At 48.8% G+C, this 17,175-nt stretch carries 13 protein-coding genes and 6 pseudogenes; 16 read left to right on the plus strand and 3 right to left on the minus strand.

Annotation, left to right across the window (positions count from 1 at the left end):
- Window positions 1–50: 50 nt before the first annotated feature.
- Complete coding sequence (locus tag ACSJJG_RS14610) at window positions 51–5,177, plus strand: type I polyketide synthase (RefSeq protein WP_189760109.1); 5,127 nt, start codon at window positions 51–53, stop codon at window positions 5,175–5,177.
- Window positions 5,178–5,270: 93 nt separating this feature from the next.
- Here the strand turns inward: ACSJJG_RS14610 and ACSJJG_RS14615 are convergent, their stop codons facing one another.
- Both ACSJJG_RS14615 and ACSJJG_RS14620 read right to left on the minus strand, forming a co-directional pair.
- Window positions 5,271–5,816 (minus strand): recombinase family protein, encoded by a 546-nt coding sequence (locus tag ACSJJG_RS14615; RefSeq protein ID WP_189760110.1) that lies wholly within the window; start codon window positions 5,814–5,816, stop codon window positions 5,271–5,273.
- A gap of 4 nt (window positions 5,817–5,820) precedes the next feature.
- On the minus strand, window positions 5,821–6,102 hold the full coding sequence (locus ACSJJG_RS14620) for a hypothetical protein (RefSeq protein WP_189760111.1): 282 nt from the start codon (window positions 6,100–6,102) through the stop codon (window positions 5,821–5,823).
- Window positions 6,103–6,128: 26 nt separating this feature from the next.
- On the opposite strand from ACSJJG_RS14620, the pseudogene tssI reads away from it, so the two are divergent.
- The 10 genes and pseudogenes from tssI to ACSJJG_RS14670 form a co-directional block, all read left to right on the plus strand.
- Window positions 6,129–7,062, plus strand: a pseudogene (gene tssI, locus ACSJJG_RS14625) (type VI secretion system tip protein TssI/VgrG); the annotation flags it as partial.
- A gap of 180 nt (window positions 7,063–7,242) precedes the next feature.
- Window positions 7,243–7,596 carry a DUF4123 domain-containing protein gene (locus ACSJJG_RS14630; protein ID WP_481090448.1) on the plus strand — a complete coding sequence of 118 codons (354 nt, stop codon included), beginning with the start codon at window positions 7,243–7,245 and terminating at the stop codon, window positions 7,594–7,596.
- Window positions 7,541–8,889, plus strand: a pseudogene (locus ACSJJG_RS14635) (DNA topoisomerase); the annotation flags it as partial. The gene ACSJJG_RS14630 and the pseudogene ACSJJG_RS14635, both read left to right, overlap by 56 nt.
- Before the next feature lie 314 nt (window positions 8,890–9,203).
- The gene (locus ACSJJG_RS14640) at window positions 9,204–9,668 is read left to right on the plus strand and encodes an STY4534 family ICE replication protein (RefSeq protein ID WP_189760113.1); all 465 of its coding nucleotides are present in this window, start codon (window positions 9,204–9,206) and stop codon (window positions 9,666–9,668) included.
- A 210-nt stretch (window positions 9,669–9,878) separates the two neighbouring features.
- Complete coding sequence (gene ssb / locus ACSJJG_RS14645) at window positions 9,879–10,391, plus strand: single-stranded DNA-binding protein (protein WP_481089764.1); 513 nt, start codon at window positions 9,879–9,881, stop codon at window positions 10,389–10,391.
- 282 nt (window positions 10,392–10,673) lie between these two features.
- Window positions 10,674–12,062 (plus strand): Abi family protein, encoded by a 1,389-nt coding sequence (locus tag ACSJJG_RS14650; protein ID WP_481089765.1) that lies wholly within the window; start codon window positions 10,674–10,676, stop codon window positions 12,060–12,062.
- Window positions 11,980–12,237 carry a helix-turn-helix domain-containing protein gene (locus ACSJJG_RS14655; RefSeq protein ID WP_481089766.1) on the plus strand — a complete coding sequence of 86 codons (258 nt, stop codon included), beginning with the start codon at window positions 11,980–11,982 and terminating at the stop codon, window positions 12,235–12,237. Before ACSJJG_RS14650 ends, ACSJJG_RS14655 begins: the two co-directional genes overlap by 83 nt.
- Before the next feature lie 177 nt (window positions 12,238–12,414).
- Window positions 12,415–12,957, plus strand: a complete 543-nt coding sequence (gene pilL2, locus ACSJJG_RS14660) for a PFGI-1 class ICE element type IV pilus protein PilL2 (protein ID WP_481089767.1) — start codon at window positions 12,415–12,417, stop codon at window positions 12,955–12,957.
- Window positions 12,957–13,247, plus strand: a pseudogene (locus ACSJJG_RS14665) (TIGR03759 family integrating conjugative element protein); the annotation flags it as partial. The gene pilL2 and the pseudogene ACSJJG_RS14665, both read left to right, overlap by 1 nt.
- Window positions 13,248–13,371: 124 nt before the next feature.
- Window positions 13,372–14,131: pseudogene (locus ACSJJG_RS14670) on the plus strand (TIGR03747 family integrating conjugative element membrane protein).
- Here the strand turns inward: ACSJJG_RS14670 and ACSJJG_RS14675 are convergent.
- Window positions 14,128–14,448 carry a hypothetical protein gene (locus tag ACSJJG_RS14675; RefSeq protein WP_481089768.1) on the minus strand — a complete coding sequence of 107 codons (321 nt, stop codon included), beginning with the start codon at window positions 14,446–14,448 and terminating at the stop codon, window positions 14,128–14,130. The pseudogene ACSJJG_RS14670 and the gene ACSJJG_RS14675 overlap by 4 nt on opposite strands.
- Window positions 14,449–15,157: 709 nt before the next feature.
- Here ACSJJG_RS14675 and ACSJJG_RS14680 point away from each other — a divergent pair.
- From ACSJJG_RS14680 to ACSJJG_RS14700, 5 genes and pseudogenes are all read left to right on the plus strand, one after another.
- Window positions 15,158–15,486 (plus strand): annotated as a pseudogene (locus ACSJJG_RS14680) (integrative conjugative element protein, RAQPRD family).
- Window positions 15,483–15,719: a TIGR03758 family integrating conjugative element protein gene (locus ACSJJG_RS14685; protein WP_047684760.1), complete on the plus strand. Its 237-nt coding sequence runs from the start codon at window positions 15,483–15,485 to the stop codon at window positions 15,717–15,719. Before ACSJJG_RS14680 ends, ACSJJG_RS14685 begins: the two are co-directional and overlap by 4 nt.
- Window positions 15,720–15,844: 125 nt before the next feature.
- Window positions 15,845–16,129: pseudogene (locus ACSJJG_RS14690) on the plus strand (TIGR03745 family integrating conjugative element membrane protein); the annotation flags it as partial.
- A gap of 10 nt (window positions 16,130–16,139) precedes the next feature.
- A complete protein-coding gene (locus tag ACSJJG_RS14695; protein ID WP_481089769.1) occupies window positions 16,140–16,496 on the plus strand; it encodes a TIGR03750 family conjugal transfer protein in 357 nt (118 codons plus the stop codon).
- On the plus strand, window positions 16,493–17,149 hold the full coding sequence (locus ACSJJG_RS14700) for a PFL_4703 family integrating conjugative element protein (protein WP_481089770.1): 657 nt from the start codon (window positions 16,493–16,495) through the stop codon (window positions 17,147–17,149). Before ACSJJG_RS14695 ends, ACSJJG_RS14700 begins: the two co-directional genes overlap by 4 nt.
- The last annotated feature ends 26 nt before the right edge of the window (window positions 17,150–17,175 follow it).

Here is a 17,175-nt window from a genome sequence, read left to right on the forward strand (position 1 = left end):
GATCTGGCAAACAACTAATCGGAGTAAAGAATACCACTATGGATATTAATATGATGAGAAGCGATAATATGCCGATTGCCATTATCGGTATGAGTTGCCGTTTCCCGGGGGGTGTTAGCTCTCCAGAGGAATTCTGGCAGCTGTTGTGTGGTTCAAGTGACGCAATTACCCCAGTCCCCCCTGAACGCTGGTCAACTCAGGCTTATAGTTCCCGAGATCGCAATTTGCCGGGGAAAATGGTGGCGCGAGAAGGCGGATTTATCGCTGATGTTACCGGCTTCGATGCGGCTGTGTTTGATATCAGTAATACAGAAGCGCCTTTTATCGATCCACAGCATCGTTTAATGTTGCAGGTGACTTGGGAAACACTGGAACGGGCGAGAATAGCGCCAAAATCGTTGGCGGGTCAGGCGGTTGGTGTCTATATCGGTGCTTTCACTCATGATTATATGCACCTGCAATTTACTGATTTGCGTCAAACTACCGGTTATACCTCAACCGGTGCAATGGGAACCATGTTGTCAAACCGGATATCCCATGCGTTTGATTTTCAAGGGCCATCCTTGACTATTGATAGCGCCTGTTCATCGTCCCTGTTAGCGGTCCATTTGGCTTGTGAAAGTTTGCGGCGCGGAGAATCACAACTGGCGCTAGCGGGTGGCAGCCAGTTAATGTTGATGCCTGATTTTTCGGTAGTAGAAAGCCGTACTGGTTTTCTATCATTGACCAACCGCTGTCATAGCTTTTCAGCTAATGCTGATGGTTATGTGCGTAGTGAAGGAGTCGGTGCTGTTTTGCTGAAACCTTTGAATGCGGCTTTACAGGATGGCGATCCCGTTTTGGCGGTGATCCACGGTTCAGCTGCCAATCAAGACGGCCGCACTCCCACGATTACTCAGCCAAGTGGCATCGCACAACAACGAGTGATTCGGATGGCCTGTGCTCAGGCGGGGATTTCCCCGGAAGAGATTGATTATATTGAGGCCCATGGTACTGGGACTGGGGTAGGTGATCCGATAGAAGCAGAAGCACTGGGGCTGGTCTGTCGGCCCGAACCGACAGACCGCCCATTGTTGATTGGTGCTTGTAAATCCGTAATTGGTCATACGGAAGCTGCGGCGGGCATTGCTGGATTAATTAAAGCGGTATTGTGTTTACAACGAGGACAGGTACCGGGCAATTTACATGTCGAGCCGCCTAACCGTTACATTCGTTTTACTGAGTTGGGATTGCAAGTTCCACAGCAGTTAACTCCATTGTCTGAAGGAAAAGTGATAGCTGGGGTGAATTCCTTTGGTTTTGGCGGAACGAATGTCCATGTGGTGTTAAGTAATAATGCAGAATCTTCCGTACAACTTCGGACGACGCAAGGACAAGCTTTCATGCTGCCATTGTCTGCGCAGTCTGAGTTTTCTCTGAAGCAACAAGCGCAGAGCATTGCTGATTTGCTGCAACAGCAGCCAGATATTGCCCTTGATGATTTGTGCTATAGCTTGGCGACGACTCGTCACTGCTTTCCGTTACGTAAGGGGATCGCATTCAGTAACCGAGAACAGTTGCGACAGCGGTTGACTAATCTGAATGTGTCGTCGGAGCATAACAATAAAAAAGTTGATCGTCTGGCTTGGATATTTGCGGGTATTGGCAGTGAAGATTGGCAAGACTCTATCGTTTGGTTTCAGCAATTTCCCGAATTTACTGAACAATTCGAGCGTTGTGAGGCAATTTGGACGGGATTTTCTGCACCTTCCTTATATGCGGCATTGATCTCTGCCGATGAACTGATGGAGCCGCCAATGCAGTTTGCTGTACAAATATCAATGGCTGCGCAGTTGCAGAAGTGGGGGTTCAAACCAGCGGCGTTACTTGGTCATAGTTCCGGTGAAATGGCGGCTTGTTATCTGGCGGGAATTTATGATCTGACGCAGGCACTGACACTGTTACATCAGCGTTATCATTATCTGGAACGTGTGTTGAATAAAGGCGGCGGATTATTAATTGTGGCGGCGACAGTTGAGCAGATATTGCCTCATTTGTCTGCCCCCGGTGCCGAGCCTGCCGTGGTGATAGCAGGGCGTAATAGTATCAATCGTTGTTTACTGTCTGGGCCTATAAGTGAATTAACCGCTGTTGCTGAGCGCTTAAAGCAGCAGCGTATCGCCAGTAGTGGGCTCAATTATAGAATTGCTTCTCATTCCTATTATATAGAGTCAATCAGGGCTGGGTTGACTGCGGATGCGGCAACCGTTCCCGCGGCAGAACCTTTGTTGCCAGTGTTTTCATCAGTCACCGGGGAGTTGATTAATGGAAAGTTGAGTCCCGATCATTGGGCTGACAATGTCGTCTCGTCACTCCGTTTTGACGATGCGGTAGAAAACATGCTCAAAGCGGGTTTCCACCATTTTCTGGAAGTTTCACCTAAATCCCTACTGAGTGCAGGATTAAAGGATTGGAGCCAGCCTTATCGAGGACAGGTGTTTGCTTGTCGCTCAGGGCAGAACTGGCCACAACTGTTAGGACAGCTGTTTGAAGCTGGGGTTGAACCGGACTGGCGGACTCTGATGCCTACCGCTTGCCCAATCGATCTACCCACTTACTCCTGGCATCAGCAATCTTATTGGTATGAACCAGAGATTAGCCGTCGCCGCCGATTACGTATATTGAGAGGTGTATTATTGGGCGAAGCTCAGCCGGGCAGCGATAGTTGGCAAGCTGAGTTGGCTGTAGAACAAGTGCCTTGGTTACTCGATCATGTTGTCATGGGAAATGCAATGTTTCCGGCTGCGGGCTATATTGAAATCATGTTGGCGGCGGCTCGTATCTGTTTTCCTGACGTTGGATTAGCGCTTGATAATATTGTGTTGCAATCGGCTTTACTGCTAGAGCCAGGCATAGAATTCAGGTTAAAGACACAGCTAGATCGCCAGCGAATGGAAGTGCAAGTACACATTACCCGTAATCTGGATGAGAGTGTACATTACCAACTTGCAGCCAGTGCACAGGTGAACATCGTTGTACCGGGTGCTACTGCTTGTGCTATTCCTCCATTAGCGGTAAATGATCGCTATCCTTGCATGTGGAACCAAGAGATGTTGTATCAGGCATTTCAACATCTACATTTCAGTTATAGTGGTGTTTTTTGTAATCTGCGCCATGCGTTTGTTGGTAAAGAAGAAACAATCTGTGAGATTGAATTACCACCTGCTCCGGAGGGAATGAATTTTCACCCAGCGGCTTTGGATGGTATCTTCCAATCATTGTTGGCGATTCAGTCTGCTGATGTTCACGCGCCAATTCCTGCTAGCGAGTTCCGTATCCCGGTCAGTATTCAGCATTTGCGTATCAATGGTAAATTGTCAGGTCGGGTTCATGCCCATGCCCGAAATACTAAGCAGACGCAACAACAATGGATTGGTGATATTGACGTCTATACTGATAGCGGTATGTTGCTTTGTCAGATCAGCGGGTTTTGTGTTCAGCGTGTTGGTAATAGAAAAAACAGCTTGTCTGCCAAACTGCACAATCTGGTTGTCGGCCAACCACAGTGGCGTAAACTGCCCGCTCAGCCATCAACAGAGTCTGTGACGCAATGGGCTATCCTTGGGGGTGAAAACGCTCTGGCAGAAGAGTTAGTTGATGAGTTGCAACGCCGTGGTGGGTGTGCCTCGTTGTATTCTGGTCTGCCTGACAGTTATCAGAAAATTCAAGAATTAGTTGATACTCTTCCTGTTGAAACCGAAAGGATCCTGATCCTCTGGCCGTTGCAGGCTCCGCGGATGGCTTATCATTCGTTGATCCATTTGTGTGCGGCGCTGGCCGAACGGTCGATAAAACCACGTTTGTGGATAGTGACTCAATGTGCTCATCAAATCACTGAGCAGGATCAGCCAGATCCATTTGCCGCCGCATTATGGGGAATGATGCGCGTTATTGGTCAACAAGAGGCAACTGCATTATGGGGTGGATTACTGGATATTGACAGTATCACGGCTCCAGCCAAATGGTGGGACGCGCTATTGATAGGTGATGGCGAGGATCAATTAGCTCTGCGCCATGATCAGCGTTATGTGCTACGCCTTGTGCCATTACCTGAAATACCCGCACTACCACCAGTGCGTTTTCGTCCAGATGGCTGCTATCTGCTGACTGGTGCTTTTGGTGATATGGGGCGTAAATTGATCCCCTGGATGGTACAGCATGGTGCTCAACATTTGTTATTGGTCGGGCGTCGTTTTGCCCTTGATACGGCTGATCAAAAGTTATTGGAAATGCTACATCAACAAGGGATCGAAGCTAATTATCTGCCGGTTGATCTCGGTGATGTGGAAAGGACCCACATTTGTTTGGCTGAGTATCGACAACAAGCCAGCCAGCCGCTGCGTGGGGTGATTCATTGCGCTGCGCATGTTGAAGATCAGGGATATCGTGAACTCAGCCCCGAGGCGTTTGATAGAGTATTTGCCACTAAAGCATTAGCAGCCTGGACATTGCATCAAGCGTTGGCTGATGCACCTTTAGAGCATTTTGTTATGTTTTCCTCGTTGGGGGCATTATTGGCTTTACCGGGTATGGCATCTTACGCAGCGGCTAACGCTATGTTGGATAGTCTGGCCTGTTTACGGCGTCAGCAAGGTTTACCTGCGTTAAGCCTTAATTGGGGGCCATGGGAAGCGGGGATCGCTTTGCGGGATAGTCGAACGCTGCCAATATTGGAAAATAGTGGCTTACAGCCATTTGGTTCAGAGGAGGGATTAGCTGTTTTAGACCGCTTGTTTGCTCGGATTGAGCCGCAACTGGTGCCATTCTTGACGAATTGGTCAAATTTGCTGTCCAGCCAGATGCGTCACCTACCGCTATTGCGTGATATTCAGCAAGAAAATGTGGTTCAGACTTTACCCATAGAAGCGGCGCTTGCAGTGAGTGATCTGGACGATGTCGTTAGCTTGCTACAAACCTTTTGTGGTGAGATTGTTGGGACGTCAACAGAAGTATTCCATCCCGACCTACCTTTGACTAACAACGGTATTGATTCATTGAATGGTTTAATGTTGGTACAAAAAATCAACAAACAATTACGTTTGGATATTCCGCTGGAATTGTTGTTAAGTGATAAGCCGCTGGCTGAACTTGCATCATTGATTACATATCGATTGCAAGTTAAGGCAATTACGAAGTAGGACTAGAGGGAGCATTTGAACAGAAACTTACGGTTTCACCACTGATAATGATGCCCAAACCGTAAGTTTCTTCACGCAGATGACAGAAAAATATTATGACTGCTTTGACGCTGACAACCAGCGGTACAGCGTGGGGATTGACACTCCAAGGTTATTGGCGACGTTTTTTGGAGGAACACCGCCTGCCAGCAGTTTTTTAGCGGATTCCAGCTTGCTGTTGGTCATTTTGGGCTTCCGCCCAAGTTGCCGGGCCGCGTCCAGCCCAGCACGAGTGCGTTCTATAATCAGTTCACGTTCCATTTCAGACAGACTGGCCATCACATGAAAGAAAAACCGTCCTGATGGTGTGCCCGTGTCAATTGCATCAGTGAGACTTTTAAAATGAATCCCTCTTTTGTGAAGTTCACTAACCATATCAATAAGCTGTTTTACGTTACAGCCCAGCCGGTCGAGTTTCCAAACAACCAACGTATCGTCTTCGCGAAGTATTTCCATTGCCATCGCTAAGCCTGGGCGCTCAGTACGAACGTCGCTTACTTTATCTTCATAAATTTTTTTACATCCAGCTTGGGTTAACGCTTCAATCTGTAAATCAAGGTTCTGATCTCGCGTTGACACTCTTGCGTAACCTATCAGCATAAAATCACCATCCGAGTAGTTGTATCCACGGCCAGAACTCTTGCCCATGTCTGTCTTTAATTTTTTTAACTATCTCAGTGGAAAGACGATTGTCGATCCCATTCAACAAGCTCTGTTGGCGGTTTGAAATACGTTTCCGAACCTCATAATCGTTTTCACTAAACAGTGCTTCTTGGCATTTCATCAGTGATGCCCGCTCAGCTATCACACTGGAATGATTGAATAGCCAACGCACGAAAGCAAAACTATCCGGGTGATGAAACCACAGGTTGCCGCACATTTTCATATAATCGGTGGCGGTAACGTAATTTGCGATTGGTCCAGATAGCCGATGGGGATGAAACCGCCATCGTGGTCGGGCCGGAAGGGGAGGAAATTTTCGTCAATCAAGACGGTGCGATTAAAGTGCATTTTCACTGGAACCGCTATGACCAGCCGGATGATGGCGCTTCGTGCCGGGTACGTGTAGCACAGGGCTGGAACGGTAACGACTTTGGTTTTATGGCCATCCTCCGTATCGGGCAGGAAGTGATTATCTCTTACCTCAACGGGGATATCGACCGACCGATAGTCATTGGCTGCGTTTATAACGGTCTGAACCGCCCGCCGCTGGATTTACCGGCAGAAAAAACCCGCACCACCTTTAAAACCAAAACCCACAAGGGCAAAGGCTTTAACGAACTGCGTTTTGAGGATGCAAAGGGCAGTGAAGAAGTGTTTATTCATGCGCAAAAGGACATGAAAAGCCAGGTACTCAATGACGAAACCAGCAATATTGGCCATAACCGCACACACCACATTAAAAATGATGCGCATTTACGCGTGGATAATGAATACCGTGTCCAGGCAAACAATGATATTTCTCTGTCAACTGGGCAAAAGCTCCATATCAAGGCAGACGATGCCTTGCTGACACAAAGTGGCAATGAAATTCACCTCAGCTCAGGTGCAAAAGTGGTGATTGATGCGGGTTCTGAACTGGACCATTCAGGCCGCAGGGCATTTCTTGAAAATTGATGCAGGTGGGATCACCAGCAGCGCTGCGGTTAACTTTGGCAGTGGTGCCCCAGGTAATGGTTCAGGCTGGGGCGGAAAATTGCCGGATATGCTGGATAAGCTAAAACAAATCAACGCAGCACAGGCTACGGAGGCTATCTTAACATCGCCACCGGAGAAAATTTGTCTCAGTTGCTTAATGAAAGCCGCATTAGGCGGTTCTGCAATGGTCATCAGGGGGCAGTCATGATCTCGATATCACAGGAAACATGGCAGGACTATCAAAAAACACATCCTGATATGAAAAGGTATGCACTGATTGATGGGCTACAGTATGAACGCCTTTTTGATGCGGAGTTGACTTAACATTGCGGGACTGAATAACCCGCTGTTTAGGCGTTACCCTGATGCAGAAATCGCCTTTGCCGGGCTGTGGTTATTTGATATAACCCATAACATCGTATCCGTGGAGAAATTTTTAAAACTGGAAAAAACTTTCCCTGCTGTTTCATGGTGGTACACCACACTTTCATTGGATGCGCTGACCCGCCACTTCGAACCTTATTTGAATGTTCAACTGGAAAGCGGTGAAACGGCGCTGTTACGTTTTTATGATCCCCGCATTCTGCATCAAATTCGGGATATTTTCAGTCAGGAACAATTAACCGAATTCACACAACCTATTGATGAATGGAATTACTGGCTGGATGGTCAGTTTTATTCGGTAACCGTACTGGCAGGTCACGGCAAAGCTGGAAAAAGATACTATCTGCTTTCCAGCTAAATGGCTGCCCACAGCGGATGACTGCGATGAAGAAAAACGCTGTATCCGACAGGCCGTGGCGCAGGCTGTGCAGCAACGTTGCCAGCAGGCAGCGCACGCCACTGTGATGGACGTCAGCAAAAAGCGGGAGAAAACCCCGCCGCCGCTGTGTTTTGATTTAGGCACACTCCAGCAGACTGCTTCCCGTCTGTGGGCTATGGGCGCGAGTCAGGTACTGACGATTGCCCAGTCCCTGTATGAAACCCATAAAGCCACGACTTACCCGCGCACGGATTGCGGCTATCTGCCTGCGTCGATGCAGGCAGATATTCCTGTCGTGTTGACAGCGCTGGCGCGAACCGACCCTGCCATGACCACCATTATCAGCCAACTGGATAAACAATGTGTCTCCCGAATCTGGAATGACACAAAAATCACGGCACACCCTGCCATTATTCCCACGCGTCATGTTTTTGACATCACCCGGTTAACGACTGATGAGCTAAAGGTTTATCAGCTTATCCGCCAGTACTATCTGGCGCAGTTTCTGCCTAATCAGGAAACCGATGTGACGCTGGATATCGGCGGGCAATATTTCCGGGTAAAAGGTCGGGTGAATGTGATCACGGGCTGGAAAGCGCTGTTTATGGAGAATGGCGGAAGAGGAGGAAAAAAAAGAAGACGATTTACCGCTACCGGCACTTAATCAGGGCGATCGCTGTCAGGTGATTGAGGCAAAAATTCAGTCACTGCACACCAAACCGCCGGCACCGTTTACTGAAGGTACGCTGATCGCCGCGATGAAAAATGCCGCCAGTCTGGTCAGTGATCCGCAATTAAAGCAGGGTCTTGCGCGAGAGTGCCGGGTTGGGTACGGAAGCGACCCGGGCCGGGATTCTGGACACCTTGTTTAAACGCCAGCTGATTGAGCGGAAAAAGAAAGCGATCCACGCGACGCCTTTGGCGCAGGAACTGATTGCCGGGCTGCCTGAGGTACTGACCAGTCCGGGCATGACCGCGTTATGGGAGCAGTCGCTGGAGGATATTGCGCAGGGCAAAGCGTCGCTGACGGTTTTTATGCAAAAACAGGCGCAGTGGCTTCAGCATTTAGTCGAGCGGGGTAAGACACAACCCCTTCATCTGACATTGCCGAAAACCCCGGCCTGCCCGAACTGTGGCGGCCGGATGCGGCAACGGCAGGGAAAAACCTCGCCGTTCTGGGGCTGTGTGAACTATCCGGCCTGTAAAGGCATGCTGAATGATAAAGCGGTCACGCAATCGCGTAAAGCCAGGCGGGCAAATCAACGGACATGAAGATCTGGTTGTTGATTGACGTGCTGATGGGATGCTTTAAGAATCAACCTGTTTCTTAAATGATCGGTGAGCCTGTAACGATCGCCTCCGGGTGGCTGTAAAACTCCCGTAGCCTGAAAGGGAGTGCCTCAACGCGGTACATCTGCCCACCTTTGGAAGCAGATATTGCCAACCCAACGGCAATGAAGGTTCATTATTCTTTATCAGAACGTCAGCAACGTACATGTCTGACACCCGGCGGGGAAAATCATTCCCGTCAGGGGAGGGGATTTTCTCCGTTACACCTTATTCTTGACCTCCATGGAGAAAATCGTATGTCTGAGAACACAACATCGTTAACCAAAAATGACTATTTCAACCTGAATATTAAAGGACTCGGCTATTTGAATAATATCCGCCATGTCAGTACGGCCAATGGCACGTTCCTGAGCTGCGTGATCAATGCGTTAAATGGTCCCGGTGATAATCCGGTCTATGTGCGTTTTGATATTACTGTTGTCGGCAAGGAGGCGACCAGTCTGATTGCCCGTTGCCAGAAATCGGTGGATGAGGACAAAAAAGTGTTGCTGGGTTTCACCTTAAGCAACCCGTCCACCGATATTTTTACCCTGAAACGCGGGGATCATGCCGGTGAACAGCGCGTCAGCCTGAAAGCCCGTTTGATCAAGGTGGACTGGATTAAAATCGGTCAGGACAAGGTCTATCAGGCCGAACAGTCCGACTCGACGCCACCACAGAACGGTGTCGCACAAACCGAATATGCAGAAAACTCTTTCTGATATTTGTTATCCCCCTGACTTGCTCTGAATCGTCGTATTCAGGGCAGGTTCCTTTATCAAATAACAGGATACAGTCATGAAATTGCACCGATTGTGTGCCCTGCTCCCGTGAGTCTATGGAATATTTTGCCAGCCGTGAACAGGCGGAATTTGCCCTGAAACAAGGGCGCTGGACACAACGTCAGTCATCGTAACAGAGAGGAAATGGGTATGTCTTCACGTGGAGTAAACAAGGTTATTTTAGTCGGGCATCTGGGGCAAGATCCGGAAATCCGTTACCTGCCCACGGGCGGCACTGTGGCAACGCTGTCACTGGCCACCTCAGAAAGCTGGCGGGATAAACAAACGGGCGAAATTCGGGAGAAAACCGAATGGCACCGGGTGGTGATCTTCGGCAAGTTAGCGGAAATTGCGGCGGAATACCTGCAAAAAGGCGCTCAGGTCTATATTGAAGGCCAGTTGCAAACGCGTAAGTGGCAGGACCAACAGGGGCAGGATCGCTATTCAACCGAAGTGGTGGTGAGTGTCAATGGCACGATGCAGATGCTGGGCAGTCGTGGCGATGCAAAACAGGCGGCTGCTCAGCAGGTTGGGCATAAGCCAGCACCGAAGCCACAGCCTTCTAAACCCGTCAATAAGGAGAGAAAGACGACTCGGGCGGTACAACCTGCTGCTTTACCGGAACAGGAAGAAATGGATTGGGATGATGAGATCCCGTTTTGACGTGGTTTTTATCATCAACAGATTTGCCCTGTTGCAACAGGGCTTCTTCATAAAATCGGTCAAAAAAATGAATAAAAATCAAACTCTCAGAGTTTCTTGGTATTATGTGTTATACTAATGAATTAAAAGCATTTTTAAATTTAAATAGCATTTTTTGTTAAAAAAACATGCGGTACATATGTATACTTAAACACAAGTACACCTGCCACGCTGAGTCCCTTATCAGGGAATGCGCAAATTGGCGGGTTTTTTTTTACCTGAATTTTACTTTCCAGACACTTTATGACTACCCCTACGCAAAAGAAGATTTATCAAAAGCGTCCTGAAAATATTTCTTTTCTTATAAATAAGCTCCAGGAACGTGGCCTGCTTATAAAAGATCGCAAAGTGGCAGAAAATGCCCTGACATTTATCGGTTATTACAGATTGCGGGGTTATTTTTATCCTTTTTACATTATGGATGATCAGCGTATACCACAACCGATTGAACCCAAGAATTTTGTCGAAGGAACTACGCTGGAAGATGTTATTCAGCTTTATGAATTTGATCGCAAACTACGTTTAATTATACTCGAGCAAATACAAAAAGTTGAAATAGGGTTGCGAACCTGTTTGTCTGAGCATATGAGTGGAAAATATGGAGTCCATTGGTTCATGAACTTATCTGTTCTGAGCAATGACTACCACTATGAAAACTTTTTTGGTCAAATTAATGAAGCCAAAGAAACGTTTATTGAACATTATAAGAAAAAATATCACACCCCAAAATATCCGCCTTCCTGGATGATTACAGAAACATTGAGTTTTGGTTCATGGTCGAAAATGTATAAGTCGTTATTACCTGTTGACCAGAAAGCGATCGCACACAAGTTTAATGTTAAAAATTATGAAGTCATGGCATCCTGGTTTCACACATTAAGCCATATTCGTAATCTCTGTGCACATCATAACCGTATCTGGAACCGATCTTTTCGTGCATTTCCGCCTAAAAAAGGCAGTGAATTAGAGCAACATATTATTAATCCATCCACGCTTTACAGTAGACTGGTTGTGTTGAAATATCTTTCAGATCAAGTGTCTTACAATGATGGACTTAAAACACAATTAACAGAATTGATGAAGGATAAACCCTGTTGTGTGAAATGGGAAAAGATGGGATTTATTGATAATTGGGCTGGGACTCCACTTTGGCAGCAAGAGATGATATCGGCCCTTTTCGGGAGAAAGAATAAGTTAATGAGGATGCCGCCAGTGTTATGTGCAGTGATAAATGTATCCCATGTTGTGGAATGGTTTATTCAATTTAAATGCGCTAATAACTTAATTTACTTGTTAAACTTACCTGTTCGATTATTGAATTCGATAACACAATCAGTTAAAGTAAAAAAGCTATCGGCTAATCTGATAGTCAGGGATTTGCAACCTCGTTATGAGTTATCCACTGGTAGGATGTTTCTACCAGTGTGCCTGCTATCATCCTTTCAATGGTGGTTCAGGCAGGGGAGACTCACGTCTCGCCGGCTGATAACTCCGGTATCGCAAACCCTGTCTGAACCACCACCAATAATCAACAGAAGGGGAAGCAGGTATGACTCAACAAGACTGGCACCCAGCCGAAATTATTTGTGCATTACGCAAACGTGGTACGACACTCGCCGCTTTATCCCGTGAATCGGGACTCAGCTCTTCTACACTGGCAAATACCTTATCCCGCCCATGGCCTAAAGGGGAGTTTATCATCGCTGCCCGTTTGGAGATGGAGCCTGCTCAAATCTGGCCCAGCCGCTACTTTGATCATAATGGCAATTTGATTGAGCGGAGAAGACATAAATCGGTTGCTGAATAATGCTTCGTTATCACCCATGACACTGAATACGATAATATTTGTTCAGGGTTTATCCGTTATTTTCTATACTACAGCATGTTTATTTTCAGCAAACACAGTTGAGTTGTTCATTGAATACATCACAGGGTTCCTTGCATAGTCAGGATTATTTTACGACTGAGCAGGAACCTATTTGGCATGAAAATAAACGCGTTAATGGGCCTGATAGCGGTCATAGTGACCGGATGCACGGCTCCCGTAAAACAACCATCCTCTGCTTCCTCAAAAGATACCTTTCCTTCCGTCACACTGACACGCAACGTTCAGCCGGTTTCACCGGATATTTATGGGCAAAAACCTGAAGTGGTTCGTTATGGCCGCTATTTGCTGGTCAGTACCGACCCGACAGCGGCACAGCGTGACCCGCTTTCCCAATTAATGGATATCCACATCCCTGTCTCGCTAAAACCCACCGTGGCTGATGCCATGCGTTACGTATTACGTCAATCGGGTTACTCGTTATGTGCGCCTGAAAAAACCAATGACATCTTATATCGTCAGCCGCTGCCGTCTGTGCACACGCAGTTAGGCCCTGTCCGGTTGCGTACCGCGTTGCAGGTGATGGCAGGCCCGGCCTGGCAACTGGACGTCGATGAGGTGCAGCGTGTGGTGTGTCACCATTTGCGGCAGGGCTATCAGTTACCGACTTCGGTTCAACCATCTCAGCAGGGAGGACGTTGATGAAATGGCATCGTTTCGGTTTATGGGCATGGTTGCTGAGCAGTTCAGTCTGGGCAGCCACACTGATACCCTTAACCTCGCAGCAGACGCAATTGAGGGAAAACCAACCGCAGTCCCTGAAAAGTCAGGCTGAACAGTGGACGTTAAGTGCGGCTGAATACCGGCGTTATCAGCAACTGATGCATGGACCACGGGGTATCCAGTCGCCGGGGCTTGATCCGCTGACCGCATTAGGCATTGAAGCTGACAGTGATGCTGAACGTCGCCGTTATGCTGAACAGTGGGTTAAATTCGGATGCCTTTACCTACCGGGGATGACGACGATGCCCTGATGCCGGCGAGTTTGCAGAAAATCGCTGAACAGATGCGACGGCACTACCGTACCCGTGAAGCCTGGTGGGAAGAGAAAGCATAATGGCACAGTCAGAAAAGGCTTCCCGTCAATCCACCCAACCACCGCGCAAGCATGGCCTGCTGTATCGTGTGTTATGGGAATGGCCGTGGCAAATCGTTGGGTTTATTGTGATGTCCTGGCTATTCAGCCTGTTACTGGAATATCTCGGGATGACCTTTCTCTGGCAGGATGAAGGAGCTTCTCACAGCCAGAAGATGATGAACACCGAACTGCAATTTTTATCCACGGAATTTACCCAGAGCCTGCTGTTGTCAGAACCTTCACAAACGGTCTCTGACTGGCTGCTACAGGCGTATCAATGGCTGTTTGTGGACAGTGGTTTTCTGCACTGGATACAGGGGCAGCGGCAATATCCACTCAATCACAGCCCATGATTTTATGCGTGAATTCAATGCCGTATTACAGGGGGTATCGGGCTATTTGCAGGAATATGGGCTGGCTACGGTGTTTATCACGATGGTGACGCTGATCCGGATAGCGATCCTGCTGTTATCCGTTCCGCTGTTTGTGATGGTGGTTTTAGTCGCAGGGGTTGACGGGCTGGGACGGCGGGATTTACGGCGTTATGGTGCGGGGTATGAGTCGAGTTTTGTCTATCATCATGCCAAGAGGGGCATTAAACCGGCCTGCACTATTCCCTGTGTGTCGTATTTATCCTGGCCGGATGAGGTGTATCCGACGGTGATATTGTTGCCGGCGGCGATAGTGTTGGGTATGGCGGTGGTGATCACAACCTCGATGTTTAAAAAATACCTTTAATGCGCTGGACGATGGAATGCAAAACGGTTTTTTTTGTTTTGTATTCCATCGTCAGCAGACAAGCCGCACAGCGGCGCGTCAGTTTCTTCCCGGTTAATGCAATACTTTGTACTGAACATTAAAAGATGATCTGTTATCCGTTCAAACCGATACGCACTGTCGGCACCTTCTTCAAAAAAAACGCTCGCCGTTTTCCATAAGATGAAACGGCGGGGATTATCCCTGACAATAGCCCATAAAAAAAGGCTCGTCGATGCGATGAGAGAAAGCTGAATGGCGGCGGCTTCTTTACGGAGGAAGGAAAAAACGCGCCGCACACACAACTTTTCCGCAAGAAAACATATTCGGCATCATCCTGAGCTGAGCGCCACAGTGTTCGCAGTGATATTATCCAGTGCGTTCGGCGCAGTATTACGTCGAGGCCCACTGTTTTGCGCAAAGTATGATGAAAAGAAAGCCACAGATAATACGTTGCGCACGGTGGTGGGAATATCGCGGAAACATAAAAGAGAAATGCCGGACTGCGCCTGCTTCTTCGTAGTTCAGAAATTTAAAACAGCGTGGGTTTCTTCGTCATCCTCATACTTCATCACCTCCGCTTTCCAACATTTTATGCCCGGCAGGCAGCATAAAAACGCCGTGACGGTAGTGTGTTCATGGCAGTGCGGGTACGGTGTCCGGGTTTGAGGAGAGATCCACGAGATTCAGCATGGACATTGTAGAAACGGTAACCAGTTCAATAAACGAGGATCAATGAAAACTGTTGTCGATATACCAGGTTTGGCGGCCGCATCCCCAGCGCGCACCAATTTGCGTAGCCTTCTCGTATTCATAGTAGAGAAAGAGAGACATGTAAAAATCAATCCGCAGCATTTGTCTTGCCCTTCATTATTAAACCAGTTAAATCGAATAAATTAGTCCAACTATTTAGCTAATTTTCACCAAAGCATAAAGAGTTTATTGCTGACCTGATATCAAAAACGCCGCATCCTCGGCATTTTGGAACCCATCATAAGGTGAGTGTTTATGCGCGGTGGCTTTTCGATATCCTGTTCTGCCTGCCTGTTGGGGCTGGCTGTGTTGTGTATGCCGTTGGCCCATGCGGCCGAAAAAGACGAACTGGCGAGTGCAAAGCGTCTGATTGAGCAGGTGCAAATGGCACTGGAACGTGCAAGCATCGCAGAAAAGCAATCTGATACCTCAAAACTCCCTCGTTATGACTTTGATTATCAGCGTATCCAGGCTGATCTCAACACCATCAAAGCCGGTATCGATCACTATCTCACGCCTTCCCGCGACCAGCCCCATGATCCGGCGCGTTATCCGGCCATGACCGTCAGGAAAACCCGCAATGACTGACGCCCAACGCAATGCGTTTGAAGTGGCCTCCGGGCATTTTGATATCACTTTTCTGTATCTGGTGTGCGTCGGGTTTTTCCTGGCCACCTTGTTTTTCTGGGCGGCCTGGGCTGCAGTGGATGTCTGGCATGGCTGGGCGAATGAAAAAGTGCGTAATCAGACCCTCAGCCAGTTTGCCCTTCGAACCGCGGTATTGCTGGTCGTGGCTGTCTGGATGTTTGCCAGTTAATGCAGCGAGCATAATGAAAAGGAACAGAGTCAATATGAAGCAAATTTTTACCGTCTGCCGGCGTATCAGTACAAGCCTGATGACCAGAATAAGCGCTTTCTCTTTTATTCTGCCTTTCCTGTGGATCCGCCTGGGCCGATTTACCCGCTATCGAACCGCCGAAAAGTGGTGGCGGGGGCGGATTGCTGGGACAGGCGAAAGGGTACGCGCAGGATGGCATTGTGATTGGCGGGCTGATCCTGTCGGCGGTGGCCTTCTTTAAAGTCGCCTCGGCCGCCGTCGAAACCTTCTCCGAAGTACGGGATGGCAAATCGACCTGGACCCAGTTTGGCGCCATCGTCGTGGTCGGCGTGGTGTTGTTGGTGGCCGTGATTTGGCTGCTGTCGAAATCGGCCAGTATTATCTTTTAAGGCCGCCACCATGCAAACGATCGCTTTCTTACCTGACCGTTTAAACGCCGAACCGGTGGTGTTTCGCGGGTTCACCACGCCGGAGATGGGACTGGCCGCACTGGCCGGGATCGCGCTCGGACTGGCCGTCAGTCTTCCCCTGATCCCATTAGCCGGTTGGGTCATGCTCCCGACCGGCATGTTGGTGATGCCCTTGTTACTGATGAGCTTTGGCGGGCGCTGGCTTGCGCAGGTTAAACGTGGCAAGCCGGAGAATTATATCTGGCTGAAACTGGAAGAGAAAAAGCGCCGGTTGGGTCTCGGTGATCCGGCATTGATTATTGCCGCTCAGGGCTGGTCGTTGCGCCGAAGCAGGAGAGCGCGATGAGCCGGTTTCGTCATGCAGTGAAAAACCGGGACCAGCATATTCTGACCCTGCGAGTGGCGTGCGGCATTCTGGTGCTGGTATTGCTGCTGAGCCTGACGGGCTGGATGGCGTCACCACGCAATCTCACCATCCATAACCCGCCAGATTTACGCACCGGCAGTACGCGCCCGTGGTGGGAAGTGCCGACACCCAGCGTCTATAGCTTTGCCTTTTATATTTTTCAGCAACTGAATGCCTGGCCGAAAAACGGGGCACAGGACTATCCGGCTAAAATTTATGCCCTGTCGCCTTATCTGACGCCGGCGTGTCAGGATTTTCTGCGTGAAGATGCCAAAACCCGTGCCGACAGTGGTGAACTGCTTGACCGGGTACGGGTGGTGTATGAAATTCCCGGCCGCGGCTATGAGACGCGCAGTGTGACGGTGCGTGACCGGGATAACTGGGTAGTCCGGCTGGATTTGGTGGCGGATGAATATTATCACGCTGAACCGGTCAAACGGGCCCTGGTGCGTTATCCGCTGAAAGTGGTGCGCTGGGAGGGCGATGCCGAGCGTAATCCCTTCGGGCTGGCGCTGGATTGTTACGACGGCATGCCACAGCGGCTGGAAGCGATGCCACAATTGGCAGAAGAGAAAAAGGGCGTGTTTCAATGAACAGAGGTGTCATTTGGCCGCCGTAT

It is taken from the genome of Xenorhabdus sp. SGI 60 (genome assembly GCF_056632175.1).

Bases quoted from the DNA above. Each gene is read 5' to 3' on its own strand.
- ACSJJG_RS14655 (WP_481089766.1), top strand. From the start codon at position 11,980: ATGACTCAACAAGACTGGCACCCAGCCGAAATTATTTGTGCATTACGC.
- ACSJJG_RS14610 (WP_189760109.1), top strand. From the start codon at position 51: ATGATGAGAAGCGATAATATGCCGATTGCCATTATCGGTATGAGTTGC.
- ACSJJG_RS14650 (WP_481089765.1), top strand. From the start codon at position 10,674: ATGACTACCCCTACGCAAAAGAAGATTTATCAAAAGCGTCCTGAAAAT.
- ACSJJG_RS14695 (WP_481089769.1), top strand. From the start codon at position 16,140: ATGCAAACGATCGCTTTCTTACCTGACCGTTTAAACGCCGAACCGGTG.
- ACSJJG_RS14615 (WP_189760110.1), bottom strand. From the start codon at position 5,816: ATGCTGATAGGTTACGCAAGAGTGTCAACGCGAGATCAGAACCTTGAT.
- ACSJJG_RS14640 (WP_189760113.1), top strand. From the start codon at position 9,204: ATGTCTGAGAACACAACATCGTTAACCAAAAATGACTATTTCAACCTG.
- ACSJJG_RS14685 (WP_047684760.1), top strand. From the start codon at position 15,483: ATGACTGACGCCCAACGCAATGCGTTTGAAGTGGCCTCCGGGCATTTT.
- pilL2 (WP_481089767.1), top strand. From the start codon at position 12,415: ATGAAAATAAACGCGTTAATGGGCCTGATAGCGGTCATAGTGACCGGA.
- ssb (WP_481089764.1), top strand. From the start codon at position 9,879: ATGTCTTCACGTGGAGTAAACAAGGTTATTTTAGTCGGGCATCTGGGG.
- ACSJJG_RS14700 (WP_481089770.1), top strand. From the start codon at position 16,493: ATGAGCCGGTTTCGTCATGCAGTGAAAAACCGGGACCAGCATATTCTG.
- ACSJJG_RS14620 (WP_189760111.1), bottom strand. From the start codon at position 6,102: ATGAAAATGTGCGGCAACCTGTGGTTTCATCACCCGGATAGTTTTGCT.